This is a genomic window from Parendozoicomonas verongulae, assembly GCF_009711465.1.
Taxonomy (GTDB): Bacteria; Pseudomonadota; Gammaproteobacteria; order Pseudomonadales; family Endozoicomonadaceae; genus Sansalvadorimonas; species Sansalvadorimonas verongulae.
Map to the genome: position 1 here is coordinate 1 of NZ_SMME01000789.1, position 15,133 is coordinate 15,133.

Genomic DNA, 15,133 nt, shown 5'->3' on the forward strand with positions numbered 1-15,133 from the left:
ACACAGGGGAGAGACCCTTTGTCTGTGACCTGGGCGGGTGTAACAAGTCTTTCACGACTTCTGGTACTCTCACCAGGCACCAGCGCACACATCGTAAACATCGCACTGTGAGGGGTAAATGACCCAGTCACCTTATTTCTTCATAGCCCTCAGATAGATACACGGATGACTTACATCAAAAGGGTACAGGAAAAACGGCTGCTACAATCCTCGGAAACCTACGGATCATTCGAAAATGACTTTCAAAGACAACCTTCTCGACAGCCTCGCTCAACTGCGTCAGAACACGCCTCTGGTTCTGAACATGACGAACTTTGTTGTGATGAACAACACGGCTAACGCTCTGCTGGCTCTGGGGGCGTCTCCCATCATGTCGGATGCGACAGAGGAAACGCCTGTTATGACTGATATCACTAACAGTCTGGTGATCAATATCGGTACGCTGACCGGTCGTACAGTGATGTCTATGAAGTGCGCAGCCAGCCATGCCCAGGCTTCCGGGAAGCCGTGGATTCTTGACCCGGTGGGAGCAGGTGCAACACGCTTCCGACTGGATACTGCTCGTCTGCTACTGAAATACAACCCCTCTGTCGTGCGGGGCAATGCTTCAGAAATTCTTGCCCTTTTTAAAGGGGAAAGCGGAGGCCGTGGTGTTGACAGCCTGTTAGACAGCCAGTCTGTGGCAGATGTTGCCGTTGCAGCCGCACGCAAACACAACACAGTTATTGCCATTACCGGTGCCACAGATGTGATTACTGATGGTCATCAAGTGCTCAGGTTGTCCAACGGGCACCCCATGATGGCACGGGTAACCGGTACAGGTTGTACTGCCTCCGCTCTGGTGGGAGCATTTCTTGGCACAGTAGCATCTCCTCTTCTGGCAGCTACTGCCGCCCTCGCCTGTCTGGGTGTAGCAGGTGAAATGGCCAGCCAGAACAGCCGTGGACCTGGCAGCCTGCAACTCAATATTCTCGATGAGCTGTACTGTCTCACTCCTGAATCGCTGGGTGACCACTTGCGTATGGACATAACAGAAACGGAAAAAGAATAATGGGGATCACCGATACTCTCAGCCGCTTGCCCCACCCTCCTGCCTCCTGGCTGTTTCAGCCTGTGCGGGTGATACCGTGGGAAGTGCGCAACAGACCTTTGGAGAAGGCTCTGAATCATGCCTTCAAAGAGCCTCTCTGTGAAGATGAATTTGACGCTCTGGACGGCAGGTGGCTTCAAGTGTCGATAACAGACCTTGAACTGGATTTCTATCTCACAATCTCTGATCAAAAAATGCAGCTCACCAGCCCCCGCCCCTGTGATGTGGTTTTCCGTGGCGACAGTGTGAGCTTTCTGGCATTGGCCACACGTAAGGAAGACCCCGACACCCTGTTTTTCAATCGTAAGCTAACTATCGAAGGGGATACAGAGCTGGGGCTGGCCATTAAAAATATGCTGGATGCAGTAGAGCTTGAGCAGTTTCCTAAAGCTGTCCAATGGGCTTTAAGAAAAAGTGGTGAGCTACAGCAATTTCTAAAGCACACCGGTTCACTAAGAAGCCTATAAGCAATGCTATGGCTACTTGGTACATCAGGAGTATCAGCGTGGCTGGCGCTGATACTCCTGATACAGATTTATCAACATCAGCAATTCTCTGTGCATGCCGACTTCATCAATTTTCTTATTCAGCACACCTCTACGCTCTATTAAACTCGCCAAATTTTCTATGACGGCAAGATGCCCCTCAAGTAAACGTTTTGGTTCACCAATTTCCCGTTCATAAACAGTATCCTTTCTGTTCAGGGAATCTTTCAGCATGTGTATACGTTGCATGGCATTCTGGACAGTTCCCCGCGTTCGCACTAATGACTGACTTTCCAGCACAAGATAATCTCTTTCAAGAGCAAGATTGCGCCGTTCAAACTTCAGGAATTCCAGCTGATTCTGTTGCTGGCGAGAATCTCCTGCAGAAAAAGCCATGCCCTGTAGTGACTCAAGGGGGAGCTTATCCTCTGACTGGAGCACAACATCTGGCTGTGAATATGGCTCTTCTACATCAGCTCTTAGAGAGCCACGACTCAAGCTGGCAATCTGATTATCAAGCTCCTGTAAACGAATATTTAACTGATGAATAGTTTTGCCTTTTTCATTAATCGCCTTAAGTTCCTGCTCGGCCTCACGCAGTTGCCCTTCGAGCTTCTCCAGATCATCCCGCTCTGCCAGTGTGTTAATGTAGTGCTCACTGGTGCGATTTCCGTATACCTGCAAGTATCCTTTAAGCTCTTCCTGAGAGTCACCCATCAAGCCATAGCGCTCCCGCAGCAGTTTACTCGCGACCTCTCGTTTGGTACGCGTTTTGGTCAAATGACTCTCCACATCCGCCAGCTCTTTAGCCAACGCCTGCTGGCGGTTCTTCACTCTATCCGGTGGCGGCTGGCTGGTATTTAAAGATGTATAAATACAGGCCAATATCGCCCCTGCACTTAAGTAGGACAACGGTAGCGCCAAACCAGACCCTACCGTTAATGCAGCAGGTATTATGGACAATGTTACAGCACTGGACAGAAGACCAAGAGTTGCAACAGTAGAAGCACTGCTGTAGGTGTAATCACCGAACTCGTCTGAAGTCAACGCTGTCGCGTCATAAAGGCGATGCAGCGGATCGTACACTTGTTGATAGTGTTTTGACCAGCCATGGGCCACCAGTATGAGGGGGGATGTTCCGGAAGGCATAGCGAGGTGTGTGACCATTGTATGGTCGTCATCGGGCAGGTTTATACCAACGACGTTTTCAAGGGTCAGGCCCGGGATATTCTGGCATTGCCCATCGCCACAGGGTTCCAGCTTATCATCCGCAAACCGGCAATACTCGGCGGGAATATCCTCCATGAATAAACGGCTGCCAGATAAGGAAAGCTCCCCTTTCGTCACAGTGCCATGGTCAATATTGAACTGTCCATCCAGACGATAATGTTCATGATAGAAAGGCATACGGTTAGAGTTTTTCGACCTTTCTGCGCTGCCCTTCTCAAGGTCTGCCAGCGCGTTATCATCAACAAACTCCTGGAGAATGTTGTTTTTGCTGGTCACTCTGGATGGGGCCAGCAGGTAACGATCAAAGATATAGGTTCCATCATGATCAGCACTCAGGCTGTGACAGGCAATCACTTTGCCATAGCGAATGGCATACAGCTCATCCAGCCTGATGTCATCAGCCTGAACGCCCCCGGAAACAGCAACAAGCGGCGTACAGATCCGGGCAAGACTGACACACTTTTCGACAAACTTCATAGGCAACCTGCAACAGAAAGTATGCTGCACCGTTATAAGAATCCGTTAACAGTCGGCCTGTGAAAATAGTCGCTATTCACTAATCGGCAAGCGCTTATGGTGTGATATCTGCCATGGGTACCATTCCAGCAGTACCATGCCAATAACCCTGACAAGTGTTGTTACCCCTTACCCACTCAGAGTCAGTCCCTTCGCCAGGCTTCCCTTTTAAAGCCAGAATCACTTCATGGGTACCCTCAGCCTGAGGAGACACTCGAACAGCCTGAGCACCTCGCTTCTGTATACCAGACACGTCACCCAGCAGGTTCAGACACCGGCCAGACTGAGTTTGAATACCATTGAGGGTAAAAACACGTTCACCTTCCTGATTATGGACAGCCAGGCCATCGGGATAATCCTTGCACACAAACTGACACTGATCCTTGGGCAGATTATGGGCACGGGCGGTAAAACACCGGGCTGATACGGCCAGCGGCATCATCCCCCAGACAAAAACTTCCGTTGTAAAGCGACCAGTTAAACCCAATTCATCTGCCTGTCCAAGAATGGCAGAGAGATCATTGCCCGACAGTTCCAGCGGGAGCGTCCACCGCTCCAGCCCACAGTCAATCAGCTCTTTCAGAGTTAAAGCGTTATAAATATTGAAAAGTGGCCCGGTAGTGAAAGGCCTCCCTAATTCGGAGAGTCTATGTACCGCTGCCATATCATTGGCCTCAACAGTAAAACGACCGTTGTCGCAAATCCTGCGCAACATCGCCAGATCAGAGGCGGATTCCAGCAGCGCCAGGGTAGAAAGAACCACTGTTTTCCCGGCAGCCTGCAACTGTTCAGCAATCCCCAGCCAGTCATCCAGCTTCAACTGACGACGCTTACTGCATACGGTTTCACCAAGATAGACCCGACCCACCGGCCACTCGCATACATCTTTATAAAAGGCCAGTACTTGTTCTTTTTCCCAGAAGTATTGCAGTGGCCCAAGGGTGATTTCCATAGTTTCCGTTCTCAACGCATCCACCTCCAGTGTTACTGCCACGCCCGGTGATAGGCACCCAGTGTTGTCTGACACCCTTCTGACAGGCCTGCCAGAGTAGATTGCCACTCATCCCTCGGGGCAAAACCATTCGGATTGGCCTTGTAGGTATTAAGAGCTTCACGCCAGACGCGGGTCACTTCTGCCGTGTACGCCGGGCTGCGCTGCCGCCCCTCTATTTTTACCGCTCTAATGCCCGCCTGTTCCAGTTGGGGAATCAGGGCAATGGTGTTCAGGCTGGTTGGCTCTTCCAGTGCATGCTGGAGTTTGCCATTCACTTCATAACGCCCTTTGCACAGAGTGGGATAACCAGCTCGCTCATCAGGAGCAAACCGGTCGATCAAAACGCCATTCAGGCGTGTATTCATGGAGGATTCACTTTCTTCCCAGCGCACATATTTTGCTGGAGAGCAGGCACCAACCGTGTTGGGGGATTCCGATGTCAGATAAGAGGACAACCAGCAGCGCCCCTCGGCCATAATGCACAGGGAACCAAAGGCAAACACTTCTAACTCAACCGGGCTGTTTTTCGCCAGCGCCTGAACCTGAGATAAAGAGAGCACCCGGGGCAACACCGCACGGCTTACGCCAAAACGTTCCTTATAAAACGACAGTGATCCAAGGTTGGTAGAAGACGCCTGCACAGAGAGGTGCAGGCGGATGTCAGCGTGTTTATCCCGTACGTAACCCAGCACACCCGGGTCTGCTGCAATCACTGCATGGGCACCGAGGTCAATGGCCAGATCCGCAGCGGATGTCCAGCGGGACCAGCCGCCAGGACGGGGATAGGTATTGATGGCCACCAGCACTTTTACGCCTTTATTAGAAGCGTAATCCAGTGCCTTACGGGCCTTGTTATCATTAAAATTCAAACCCGCAAAGTGGCGAGCATTTGTATCATCACGAAAGCCGATATAGACGGCATCGGCTCCATTATCCACAGCAGCCTTTAACGCTGGCAGGCTACCCGCGGGACAAACCAGCTCCATGAGCAACCCCAGGTGTCAGTGCAAAGTAAGCCTGCACTCTACCTGCAGTTACAGAGGTGAGTATTGACACCAATCAACACAGGTACAAACCGAAACATCCATTATAACGTCACCTGTTTACGCAAGCGGAAAAGACTCCAGTATTTGGTAGCGACTGCCGTCATGGCTCAACTCGCTGGACACCAGAGCCACTTCACCCACTTGTAAACGGTATCCGGGCAAACGCCACGGAACAGTAAAAGCCGCATAAGTGTCGCGCTTACCGGTGTCTTGTGTGCGAGCCAGTGTCACATGGGGGCGGAAAAGACGGTTATCTGGGCCAAAACCAGCTTTGCTGGCAACCTCTTCACACAGGCTGTGCAAATCTTCCATACGACGGCCAGAGTGTATCTTCAAGGTCATAACTCTTGGGTGATTATGATTGGGCAGATACTCTACTCCACCGCTCATGCACACAAACCGCTGAAAATCACTCAACCGGATGCGCAGTTCATCAGCCACAATCTGCAGCTGCTCTGGGGTACTCTCCCCTAGAAAGCGCAGAGTAAGATGAAAGTTTTGTGGAGGGGTCCAACGTATCCGGCGGGTATCCGACGAGGGGCCAAACCTGCGCACCTTTTTATGAACTGCGGCTGCTAAATCCAGAGGCAGCATGAACGCAATAAATGCCCTGGAAGTGCCTGGCGATGCATCGGACTGGCCTGCACCATCATCATCCGCCGACACTGCGGCGTTGGAATTGTCTATCATGGTTTGCTCCAACACGGGGCCACTCACCCTGTGTACATCTTCCTGGCGGCATGTTTCTGCCTGCAGCTTAAGGGCAAGCTGTTCCAACTCCCGGCGGTTCACCTTTAACTGGGAGCCTTTGCCTGCATTGGGCCAGGGTAAAAACTGATCAGGCACCATAAAACCTGGTAACCTGTTGCGAATATGGGATTGCCATAGAGCTTTCTGCTGGCAATCAGCACCTTTTATAAAGGCGACGGGGCGCTGACCATACTCCAGATGAGGAACCGGCACCACTACAGCCTGCTCAATCCCACTGATTTCCAGTAAAATTCGCTCAATAGCCTCCGGCTGAATATTCTCCCCCCCAGATATAAACTGGCTATCGATACGGCCATTGATTTGTATTTTATCTCCAAGCCACAACCCGGTATCCCCGGTACAAAACCAGCCATTGTCGTTTAGATGCCGAGTCAGTTCCCCTTGCTTCCAATAACCACAAAACAGGGACTGCCCCCGCACCTGTACTTCACCGTCATCAGCAATGTGCACTTCGCAGTGAGAAAGAGGTTTGCCAGAGGTTAATGCCCCAGACGCTAAAAACACCGGTTCACCTGTGCAGATTTGCGATCCCATTTCTGTCATGCCATAGCTGGTAAGAACCGTGACTCCTTCCCGCTGACACTGCTCGGCCAGTGCCCCTGACACATAACCACCGCCCATCAATAGATAACGTACGGCACTTTTTTCAAACGCAAAGCCTTCGGTTTTCAACAAGCGGAAAAGCTGGGTGTTCACCATGGAGACATGGGTCACCTGCCGTTTTATCAGCGTTTGTGCGAGGTTGGAGCGGTGGTCGGGAAATACAATCGCTGCACCCGACAGCAAGCAGCGAAACATTGTGGCCAATCCACCAATATGAAACAGGGGCAAAGACAGCAGCCAGCTATCCCCCACTCCCAGTGGAATCACTTTCCCTGAAGCCAGGGCACTGGCACGATGATTTGCAAAGCAGTGGGCCACCATCCTGGGAAAACCACTGCTGCCGGAGGTCATCACCAGGGTGCAAACACGGCTGTCATCCCATGTAAAGGTTTGAGGCTCGCCTTCCAGTTTATGAAGACTGTCCGGTAAAGTGATGCCATCCCAACCAGAGACAGAAAGATCATCGCTCCAGAACCCGGAAGCCCCCGCCAGCTCAAGAGCGCTGCGAACTTTCTCTTCTGGAAAACGGGGATTCAGAGGCAAAACAACAATACCGACACGCAGGCAGGCAAGAATCAACACCATTTGCATGGGGCTGTTTGCGCAGGAGAGTGCCAGCACATCGCCTCCACTTAACCCATGGGCGCGTAAGCCACAGGCCATAGTCTGCACGCGCCTCTCCAGCTCCTGCCATGTCCAGTACAGTTCACCGGCCATAATGGCTAAACCATCAGGGTTATGGGAAACCTGCCATTCCAGGGGGCATTGATCCGCGCGGGGTGTTTGATCCTGATACGTGTGATCAGGGTTGGTCGCTGGACCAGAGAGCGTGGAGCTGTTCACGAGGAATCCTGTTCTCCTGAAAAATACTGAGAGTATCCAGACCGGAAGCGGTGTGTGGGGCTAACTGTAAGGCCAGGCGCGTCAGAGTACCTATTCCTACAGGACTTTCATAGGAAGAACTGATCACCAGCTCCAGATTATGTTTGTGGGCAAAGTCCGCCAGTTGCTGACAGCGATGCACACCTCCTGACAGCGTGGGTTTAACAACCAGTGCCGCCAGCCCTGTAAAATAATCAGGCAGGGTTTGTGTCCCTTGCAGGCTTTCGTCCAGCGCCACCGGCAAGCCACCACTGGCAGCATAGGCCGGCAGTTCCTCAGCATCTGTGAGTGGTTCTTCAATAAAACGGATGCGCTGGTGAGGGATGGCGCGGGAAAATATCAATGCATCCTTCAGGTTCCAGCCCCGGTTACCATCAAGCCGGATTTTCACACGCTCTGGAAGAACGCTATCCAGCCGCTGAATCAGTTTAATTTCATCAACGACAGATTGGCGGGCCACCTTGATCTTAACCAGACGTGTTTCACTATCCAGCTCTTCCGCCGCCTGAACAATATCATCGTGGCTTCCTGCCAATAAACGACACACCGGAATCATTGAACGACCAGCAGGTGTATCTGACAACAACTGTTTAACGGCCGCTTCAACTGCGAAAACAACAGAGGACGGTATGGGTTGTTTCCCGATGACTTCCAGCAGACCCACCTCTTGAATACGCTCAATATCCGGCTGCATAACCAGCCATTGGGCACATTCCACAAGTGAGTGCGCCGCCTGCTCCCGGGTTTCTACGCTAAAGCCAGGCAGCGGTGCACAGTCGCCCAAACCTTTTTTTCCATCTCTTTCAAGCCACAGTAATAGCCCCTGCCGTTCACCTTGCGGACAACCCGGAAGGGTGCCCGTCAGTGGCAGGAGCCATTGATAAACCGTGGCGCTAAGCGCCCCGGCCATTAAGGATTACGCTGGAAACGGGTGAAGTCCGGCTCACGCTTCTCAACGAAGGCGTTGCGACCTTCCTGACCTTCTTCGGTCATATAGAACAGCATGGTGGCGTTACCGGCCAGCTCCTGCAGACCTGCCTGACCATCGCAGTCGGCATTCAGGGCAGACTTCAGACAGCGTAAAGCCAGTGGGGAGTTACGCAGCATTTCGCGGCACCACTGTACGGTGACTTCTTCCAGCTCTTCCAGAGGTACAACGGTGTTCACCAACCCCATGTCCAGAGCTTCCCTGGCACCGTACTGGCGACACAGAAACCAGATTTCACGGGCTTTCTTCTGACCGACCAGACGCGCCATGTAGCTGGCGCCGTAACCACCATCGAAAGAGCCAACCTTCGGGCCGGTCTGACCGAAAACGGCATTTTCTGCAGCAATAGTCAGGTCACAGATCATGTGCAGTACGTGACCACCACCGATGGAATAACCGGCTACCATCGCCACAACGGGCTTGGGGCAGGTACGGATCTGGCGCTGGAAATCCAGCACGTTGAGGTGATGTACACCTTTGTCGTCTTTGTAGCCGGAGTCGCCACGGACTTTCTGGTCACCACCGGAGCAGAATGCTTTGCCGCCAGCGCCACACAGAATGATTACGCCCACTTCCGGGTCACGACGGGCGTCGTCCAGGGCCTTTTCCATTTCCATTACGGTCAGGGGGCGGAATGCGTTGTGTACGCGAGGACGGTTGATAGTGATACGGGCAATACCTTCTGCCTTGTGGTAGAGGATATCTTCGTAGCCTTCGCAGTGATCGTTCCAGTCCAGGGCGTCACGGATAGGAGATGTAGTCATAACTCTCTCTTTGGTTTACATCAGGTAATGGGTTAAAGATATTTCCTAAGCCTTCTTATGCTTAGGAAATATCTCTATATGTTGGGTGTGGACTTGTATCGGTTACTTCAGCCGTGCTGGAGGTAAATTGCTGTTTCCCGCGCCGATGGGCTGTCCTTGCCCTGCGGCGCTAATCGGCTCCACCACTTTTACCTCGCTTCTACGCCTTCTGGCTTATGAAATTTTGGATAGCCTCTGTAAATTTATCTGGGTTGTCCCTGTGGGCGTTATGGCCTGCATCAGGAACTTTGGCTGTATGGACGTTGAGCTTGTTTGCAACTCTGGAAAACTTTTCATCGTGCTTTCCCACCACGTAGTACGTCGGACAGTTTAGCTTCGCAACAACAGACCACAGGTTTTCCTGTTTACCCAAACTGCAACCAGACAATATAGTCGCCAGCGCCTTACCGTTACTTAAAAGACTGCGTTCAGCTATCAGAGCCTGCCTTTCCCGTTGCGTGAGCGATTGAAAAACCGGTTGCTGATACCAGTCACTCAGGACTTCTGGCAGCGGCTCGTTCTGGAATCGTGCTGCCCAGCGGTTGTCGTTTATAACTCGATGGCGCTTTTCGTCATCCGTGGTGAGTCCCGGATGTGCTCCCTCCAGAATCAGACCACTCAGATCAGCTGTTTTCATCCTTGCAGCTAAATTTATCGCTACTCGACCACCTAATGAGTAGCCGAGAAGGGTTACAGGCAGAAGGTTGTGGCTTTGCAGCTCCCTGTAAACAGCATCGGCAATCGCTGGCAGGAGCGATTTATCTGTTGTTTCATCATTAATTGCCGGGCTTTGCCCATGACCGGGAAGGTCAACGGTGTAACAGTGAAACTGCTTTGTGAGTGCAGGCAATACACTTCGCCAGTCGTTCCCACTGCCGAGAAAACCATGAATCAGTATCAAGTTTTCTCCTGTGCCTCCGTGGTCCTTGAGCGCGATGTTTACAGCCATTGGGTATTCCGTGCATTTTGCTTCAGGCGGGCAAACTGGTTGGTGGCCTCATCGGGAGGTGTCACCACTTCAATCAAGGCTCCATGGTCACTTGTCAGAGCTTCACGAAAATCACTGGCAAAATCTTCACGGGAAGCTGGAGCACAGTAATTCAGGCCAAACATATTGGCTGCACCGGCAAATTGCAGGTCATGCTCCACCTGAAAGAATCGGGTGTGAGTCTCACTGTTCGCCACTGGAAAAATATTGAAAATACTGCCGCCACTATTATTTAAAACAACCACCAGCAGCCTATGACGCGCTGCCAGCGCCAAAGCATTCAAGTCGTGAAGCAGGGAAAGGTCACCGATTACCAGAACGGTTTTCTCCTGACTGCCTTGTGAGTGCCCGGCTGCAGACGACACCAGTCCGTCAATTCCACTGATACCACGGTTGGCAACTACATGCTTAGGGGATACGCCGGTACTCAGGCTGTCAAACAGGCGAATGGGCATACTGTTACCTACAAACAGATGCTCGCTGTTCATAGCTGACTTAATTTGTGCCACAGCCCAGGATTCTGTGAGTTCACCTTCACGTTGAATGGCTGTTGCTACCACATCTGCGAGTTTGCGAGAGCTGTTTCTCAGAGTTTCGGCCCATGCTGCATCCAGATTCGGGAATTGCAGGGACGGGCAGAAACTTTCGATGGAAGCAGTGATTCTGCGAGTAACAGAAGCAAAGGCATCCTGACGATCCTGGCGTGGGTCAATATACCAGTGCTCACCGTTGTATTTTTTCAGCCACTGGCCAATACGCTTGCCTACGAAGCGTCGTCCGAACTGGAGAACCAGTGTCGCTTGATGCAGTTGATCCTGGATATCGCTGTTGTCCAGCAACAGGTCTGCACAATTCAAGGCATTCTCTGCGCCATGAAGGCCCGATTGGATATCTGCAATCAACAGGCAATGTGCCCGCTGGGCCAGTTGTTGGACCGCTTCGGCTTCCTGAGGGCTGAGCACACCGGCAATCACAACCACTTTTTGGTGCTGAGGGAGGTTTTGCTCCGGTATAACCGCCGGAAAGGATGACCATTCACAAATGGGTTGATTGCCTTCCAGCCAGCTTTGAACAGGTGCCAGCCATGCCTTTTGATCGTGGGCAGCGCCATTCCCGTAAAGTGGCTCCCGCAGTTGCTGGTTGATGTGAACGGCTCCGCCTTCAGGGGATTTCAGCACAGCAGCCGCTTCGCTAATGGTGGACAGCAGCCATCGTGCAGGCAGTGAAGGTTCCGGGCTGGGTAAATAGACACTTCTTACCGGGGCTGAACCAAATACGCTGTATTGGTTCATGGTCTGGTTGGCGCCACAGCCCAGCAGTTCCGGAGGCCTGTCGGCAGTCAGAATAATCAGAGGTACGCCGGACTCCTGTGCCTCGTGGATAGCCGGTGACAGGTTAGCAACGGCTGTGCCAGAGGTGGTGAGTACTACAACAGGTTCCTGTTTGGCCCGTGCCAGCCCCAGAGCAAAAAAGCCCAAACCCCTTTCATCAAAGTGGCAGTGACAGGTTAATCCTTTATGGCGGTCTGCGGCCAGTGTCAGGGGGGCGCTGCGGGAACCCGGTGCCAGACACACTTCACGCAGGCCACTGCGATACAGCTCTTCAAATAACAGGTCACACCACAGGCTGGTAAAGTCGAGTTCTTGGGACATGGACGTTGACACAAATAATGATTGAAAGAGAGTGTTCACAGGGAAATATCGAGCAGCGAAAGCACTGTACGCAGTTTGCTGTCCAGCTCGGCCCACTCGGAGTCGGCTACCGAACCGGGAACCAGACCCACGCCGGAATAGAGAGTCAGTGTCTGACCCTGCAAAAGTGCACTGCGGATGGCCACTGAGAGTTCCGCCGACTCACGACCAATCGTACCAAACGGCCCGGCATACCAGCCACGGCGGTGGGGCTCCAACTGATGGATCAGCGATTCAGCTGCCTGCTTGGGGGTGCCGCCAACAGCGGGGGTAGGATGCAGGCGTTCCAGCAGGTCGGCATCGGAAATACGTGGCTTTAAATAAGCACGGACTTTCTGACGCAGGTGCTGCACACTGCGCAGTTTAATCAGGCTAGTGGTGTCGATGGGCTCAACCGTTTCACTGCAATCACCCAGAGCATCCGTTATGGCACGCATCACCAGAGAATTTTCCCGCAGGTTTTTGTCATCCGCCAGCAGTGTGACCGCCAGCTGGCGATCCTGAATGGGGGTTTGTCCCCTGGGAGCTGTACCTGCGAGTGCTTCACTCTCCAGTGTACGGTTATGACGTTGGTACAGACATTCCGGCGAAGCGCCAAAGAAGCAGTCTCCTTGCTCACTCCAATAAGCAAAGCGGTAGGTTTCCGGAGTTTGTTTCTGCCACGACACCAGCATTGACCAGGGACACAGCTCGCCATCCAGAGACACTTTTTGTTCCCGGGAGAGCACAACCTTATCCAGCTCGTCGGTCTCTAGCGCTGCCAATGCAACATCAAGCTGGTGCCGCCACTCTTCCAATGACGGTTTATGGCTCCCCAGTGCTCCCCGGGGCAAAGCCTTCGGGAACTCAGCAGGCATAGTGCTCAGCCTGCGCGCCTGCTCTGCCAGTTCCGCTCTTAAGGCTTCACCAGCCTCGCCCGATGGCAGTTGGAGGTGACAGGCCAGTTTTACACGTCCGGATTCTCTCACCAGCTCAAAGCGGGGCAGAACAATATCACCGCCTGCAAATCCCGGCCAGTGGCTGTCTGGCTGGCTTGAGAATGCCAGCCCTCCATAAAAGCGTGCGTCAGGGCAGTGTTCGAATATGTCCTGCATCAGACTCTCGCTTTCACGTACAGCCTGATGGGAAGGCAGTGAATATCCACATTTAATCGACAGGGCAACACCCTGTCCGGCAGAAACCAGTGCGCCATCACGACTGGCCCAGAAAACGCGCACACCCTCACCTGCCGAAAGCCAGGCCAGATGATCGAGATTATCTCTGCTGGTTAATGCTTCAACCGGCTGTTCGAGGCGCTGCCAGCCGCTACCGGGTTGCACCCCGAGAATTTTTTCGGCCAACAGACTACAGGCCACTGATAACGCCAATGGAAACTGATGCACGTTTTCGTTCATGATCCGTCATAACTGTGAAGTGCCACTATTTTAGGTCGCAGAACGAAACTTCACAGGCTGGTATATACCGAAACAGAAGCCTACAGACCGAATAGGCTGTGTTAGAATCCGCCACAATTGGAACTCAAGGATCAAAACATACTATGGCAACCAATGGTGAATCTGCCCGTCAGTGGCTGGCAGACAAAGGCAGCACCGCTTCCCCTGACGAACTGCTCCGCATTCGCACAGCCATTGCCAATAAGCTGGATACCATGCCGGAAGATCATCCCGATGAAGCCGGACTCCTGGAGGCATTGGATGTGATGGATGAGTTTATGGAAAAGGGAAAGGACGCACCTTTAGCAGCGGCGGCTGCTCCACTGAACTCTCCCTCCGATGAGACATCTGCCCCGGCTCTGGATACCAGCCCGCTTATCCCCGATCTGCCACCAGCAGAAGAGTTAAGCCCTGCAGAAAAGCAGGCCCGGTTCCAGGCTTTGTTGAAAAAAACTCACATCATATCCTGATTGTCACCCCTGAGAACGGAACGATCTGTTGAAGAATCGAATCCGAGTATTCTCCAATCCACAAACGAATTAGAGCCTGTATCCCATGAAGAGTTTGCTTTAATAAAAGGAGAAATTAAGGAAGGGACTCTTTCATGGGACTGATTACAAGGGCACAGAAAATCTTATCCAGAGTGCTTAATCGTCCAGACACAACGCCGTCTCCAAGGCAGGAAAACAAGTACTTGCCGGAGCAACAACACAGCCAGGCTCCTGACACACCACTTCAACAGCGATCTTTGACGAAAAAAGAAAGAATCGTCATTTTCATCAATCGCTATTTCCTCAAACCCCTGCACTTGTTTCAAGGAAGTATAAAGACATTAACAGGCGAAACTGCAGACACAGCAGCCACAAGGGAAGCAGCCGAAAAGTTGTGGACATCCTTCTCTGACCCTGAAAAAGCTTACGTACTGATTTTTCCCAACAGCAGACCCGGCTTTATGAATGGGGCAGCCCACTCTGCCATATTAATGGGTAACTCCCATGGCATTGATATGGAGAATACCTCCGCTTACTCCTCCTGGAGTTTCAAGGGTGAAGGTACACTGGGCCCCCTTAATGTGGACAAACACCTCAACACATTTATCGGTGATTATATGGAACACGGTAAACCAGAGGTGATTGAGGTGAACGGTTTGGATATTAAGGCCATGAAAAACATGTGGGCTACCATTCAGCGCAACAACCGCCGTTACAAACTGCTTGTCCTGAACTGCTCGACGGTTTCGTCCCGCATTATCAGGCAGGGGCTACCCAGTGAGCAAAGAAGCAAACTGTACAGCCCCAAAGGATACTGGACACCTTTTGATTTGAAGACGATGGTTGAGGGGATGAAAGCTTCTGCCGGTTAACGAATAGATATTACCCTTCCAAAAAAGAATAAGGTGCTGGCACCTGCTTTCCATTAGAAAAAGGGCGTCGTGAATCCTAAGGGCACGAAAGGGAAGGATGAACAGCTCCGTCCGCTGGAGCTATTGCGAAATACTAACTGACATTATTGGGAAGGAGCTGGCGTACCAGCATGGTGAGGCTGGCAATATCCTTGCGTGTTTCTTTTTGCTCAGCCTCAAAACCAGACATTCGATCTTCCAGACCAGACAT

13 protein-coding genes are annotated in these 15,133 nt (G+C 52.2%); 4 read left to right on the forward strand and 9 right to left on the reverse strand.

All coding sequences use genetic code 11. The features are described 5' to 3' along the window. Window positions 1–235 precede the first annotated feature (235 nt). Window positions 236–1,051, forward strand: a complete 816-nt coding sequence (gene thiM, locus E1189_RS07300) for a hydroxyethylthiazole kinase (RefSeq protein ID WP_155159376.1) — start codon at window positions 236–238, stop codon at window positions 1,049–1,051. Continuing rightward, the gene (gene ubiT, locus E1189_RS07305) at window positions 1,051–1,557 is read left to right on the forward strand and encodes a ubiquinone anaerobic biosynthesis accessory factor UbiT (protein WP_155159377.1); all 507 of its coding nucleotides are present in this window, start codon (window positions 1,051–1,053) and stop codon (window positions 1,555–1,557) included. Before thiM ends, ubiT begins: the two co-directional genes overlap by 1 nt. A gap of 33 nt (window positions 1,558–1,590) precedes the next feature. Here the strand turns inward: ubiT and E1189_RS07310 are convergent, their stop codons facing one another. The 9 genes from E1189_RS07310 to E1189_RS07350 all read right to left on the reverse strand — a co-directional run bounded on the left by E1189_RS07310 (window position 1,591) and on the right by E1189_RS07350 (window position 13,481). Next, the gene (locus E1189_RS07310; protein ID WP_155159378.1) at window positions 1,591–3,282 is read right to left on the reverse strand and encodes a hypothetical protein; all 1,692 of its coding nucleotides are present in this window, start codon (window positions 3,280–3,282) and stop codon (window positions 1,591–1,593) included. Between the two features lie 94 nt (window positions 3,283–3,376). Then, a complete protein-coding gene (locus tag E1189_RS07315) occupies window positions 3,377–4,315 on the reverse strand; it encodes a U32 family peptidase (protein WP_329601935.1) in 939 nt (312 codons plus the stop codon). Then, window positions 4,306–5,301 (reverse strand): ubiquinone anaerobic biosynthesis protein UbiU, encoded by a 996-nt coding sequence (gene ubiU, locus E1189_RS07320; protein WP_155159379.1) that lies wholly within the window; start codon window positions 5,299–5,301, stop codon window positions 4,306–4,308. Before ubiU ends, E1189_RS07315 begins: the two co-directional genes overlap by 10 nt. Before the next feature lie 117 nt (window positions 5,302–5,418). Further along, on the reverse strand, window positions 5,419–7,578 hold the full coding sequence (gene menE, locus E1189_RS07325) for an o-succinylbenzoate--CoA ligase (protein ID WP_155159380.1): 2,160 nt from the start codon (window positions 7,576–7,578) through the stop codon (window positions 5,419–5,421). Then, entirely contained in the window at window positions 7,538–8,527 is a 990-nt protein-coding gene (gene menC / locus E1189_RS07330) for an o-succinylbenzoate synthase (protein ID WP_155159381.1), read from the reverse strand. Before menC ends, menE begins: the two co-directional genes overlap by 41 nt. Next, window positions 8,527–9,369: a 1,4-dihydroxy-2-naphthoyl-CoA synthase gene (gene menB, locus E1189_RS07335; protein ID WP_155159382.1), complete on the reverse strand. Its 843-nt coding sequence runs from the start codon at window positions 9,367–9,369 to the stop codon at window positions 8,527–8,529. Before menB ends, menC begins: the two co-directional genes overlap by 1 nt. Window positions 9,370–9,568: 199 nt before the next feature. Beyond that, the gene (gene menH / locus E1189_RS07340) at window positions 9,569–10,357 is read right to left on the reverse strand and encodes a 2-succinyl-6-hydroxy-2,4-cyclohexadiene-1-carboxylate synthase (RefSeq protein WP_155159383.1); all 789 of its coding nucleotides are present in this window, start codon (window positions 10,355–10,357) and stop codon (window positions 9,569–9,571) included. After that, window positions 10,348–12,048, reverse strand: coding sequence for a 2-succinyl-5-enolpyruvyl-6-hydroxy-3-cyclohexene-1-carboxylic-acid synthase (menD, locus tag E1189_RS07345; protein WP_155159384.1), 1,701 nt, complete (start codon window positions 12,046–12,048; stop codon window positions 10,348–10,350). The genes menH and menD overlap by 10 nt, the downstream gene beginning before the upstream one ends. A 35-nt stretch (window positions 12,049–12,083) precedes the next feature. Then, entirely contained in the window at window positions 12,084–13,481 is a 1,398-nt protein-coding gene (locus E1189_RS07350; protein WP_155159385.1) for an isochorismate synthase, read from the reverse strand. 143 nt (window positions 13,482–13,624) lie between these two features. On the opposite strand from E1189_RS07350, the gene E1189_RS07355 reads away from it, so the two are divergent. Next, window positions 13,625–13,990 (forward strand): hypothetical protein, encoded by a 366-nt coding sequence (locus E1189_RS07355; RefSeq protein WP_155159386.1) that lies wholly within the window; start codon window positions 13,625–13,627, stop codon window positions 13,988–13,990. 134 nt (window positions 13,991–14,124) lie between these two features. Further along, window positions 14,125–14,883: a hypothetical protein gene (locus E1189_RS07360; RefSeq protein ID WP_155159387.1), complete on the forward strand. Its 759-nt coding sequence runs from the start codon at window positions 14,125–14,127 to the stop codon at window positions 14,881–14,883. Window positions 14,884–15,133 lie beyond the last annotated feature (250 nt).

Bases quoted from the DNA above. Each gene is read 5' to 3' on its own strand.
- menH (WP_155159383.1), bottom strand. From the start codon at position 10,357: ATGGCTGTAAACATCGCGCTCAAGGACCACGGAGGCACAGGAGAAAAC.
- menB (WP_155159382.1), bottom strand. From the start codon at position 9,369: ATGACTACATCTCCTATCCGTGACGCCCTGGACTGGAACGATCACTGC.
- E1189_RS07350 (WP_155159385.1), bottom strand. From the start codon at position 13,481: ATGAACGAAAACGTGCATCAGTTTCCATTGGCGTTATCAGTGGCCTGT.
- menD (WP_155159384.1), bottom strand. From the start codon at position 12,048: ATGTCCCAAGAACTCGACTTTACCAGCCTGTGGTGTGACCTGTTATTT.
- E1189_RS07355 (WP_155159386.1), top strand. From the start codon at position 13,625: ATGGCAACCAATGGTGAATCTGCCCGTCAGTGGCTGGCAGACAAAGGC.
- E1189_RS07360 (WP_155159387.1), top strand. From the start codon at position 14,125: ATGGGACTGATTACAAGGGCACAGAAAATCTTATCCAGAGTGCTTAAT.
- menC (WP_155159381.1), bottom strand. From the start codon at position 8,527: ATGGCCGGGGCGCTTAGCGCCACGGTTTATCAATGGCTCCTGCCACTG.
- E1189_RS07310 (WP_155159378.1), bottom strand. From the start codon at position 3,282: ATGAAGTTTGTCGAAAAGTGTGTCAGTCTTGCCCGGATCTGTACGCCG.
- ubiT (WP_155159377.1), top strand. From the start codon at position 1,051: ATGGGGATCACCGATACTCTCAGCCGCTTGCCCCACCCTCCTGCCTCC.
- thiM (WP_155159376.1), top strand. From the start codon at position 236: ATGACTTTCAAAGACAACCTTCTCGACAGCCTCGCTCAACTGCGTCAG.
- ubiU (WP_155159379.1), bottom strand. From the start codon at position 5,301: ATGGAGCTGGTTTGTCCCGCGGGTAGCCTGCCAGCGTTAAAGGCTGCT.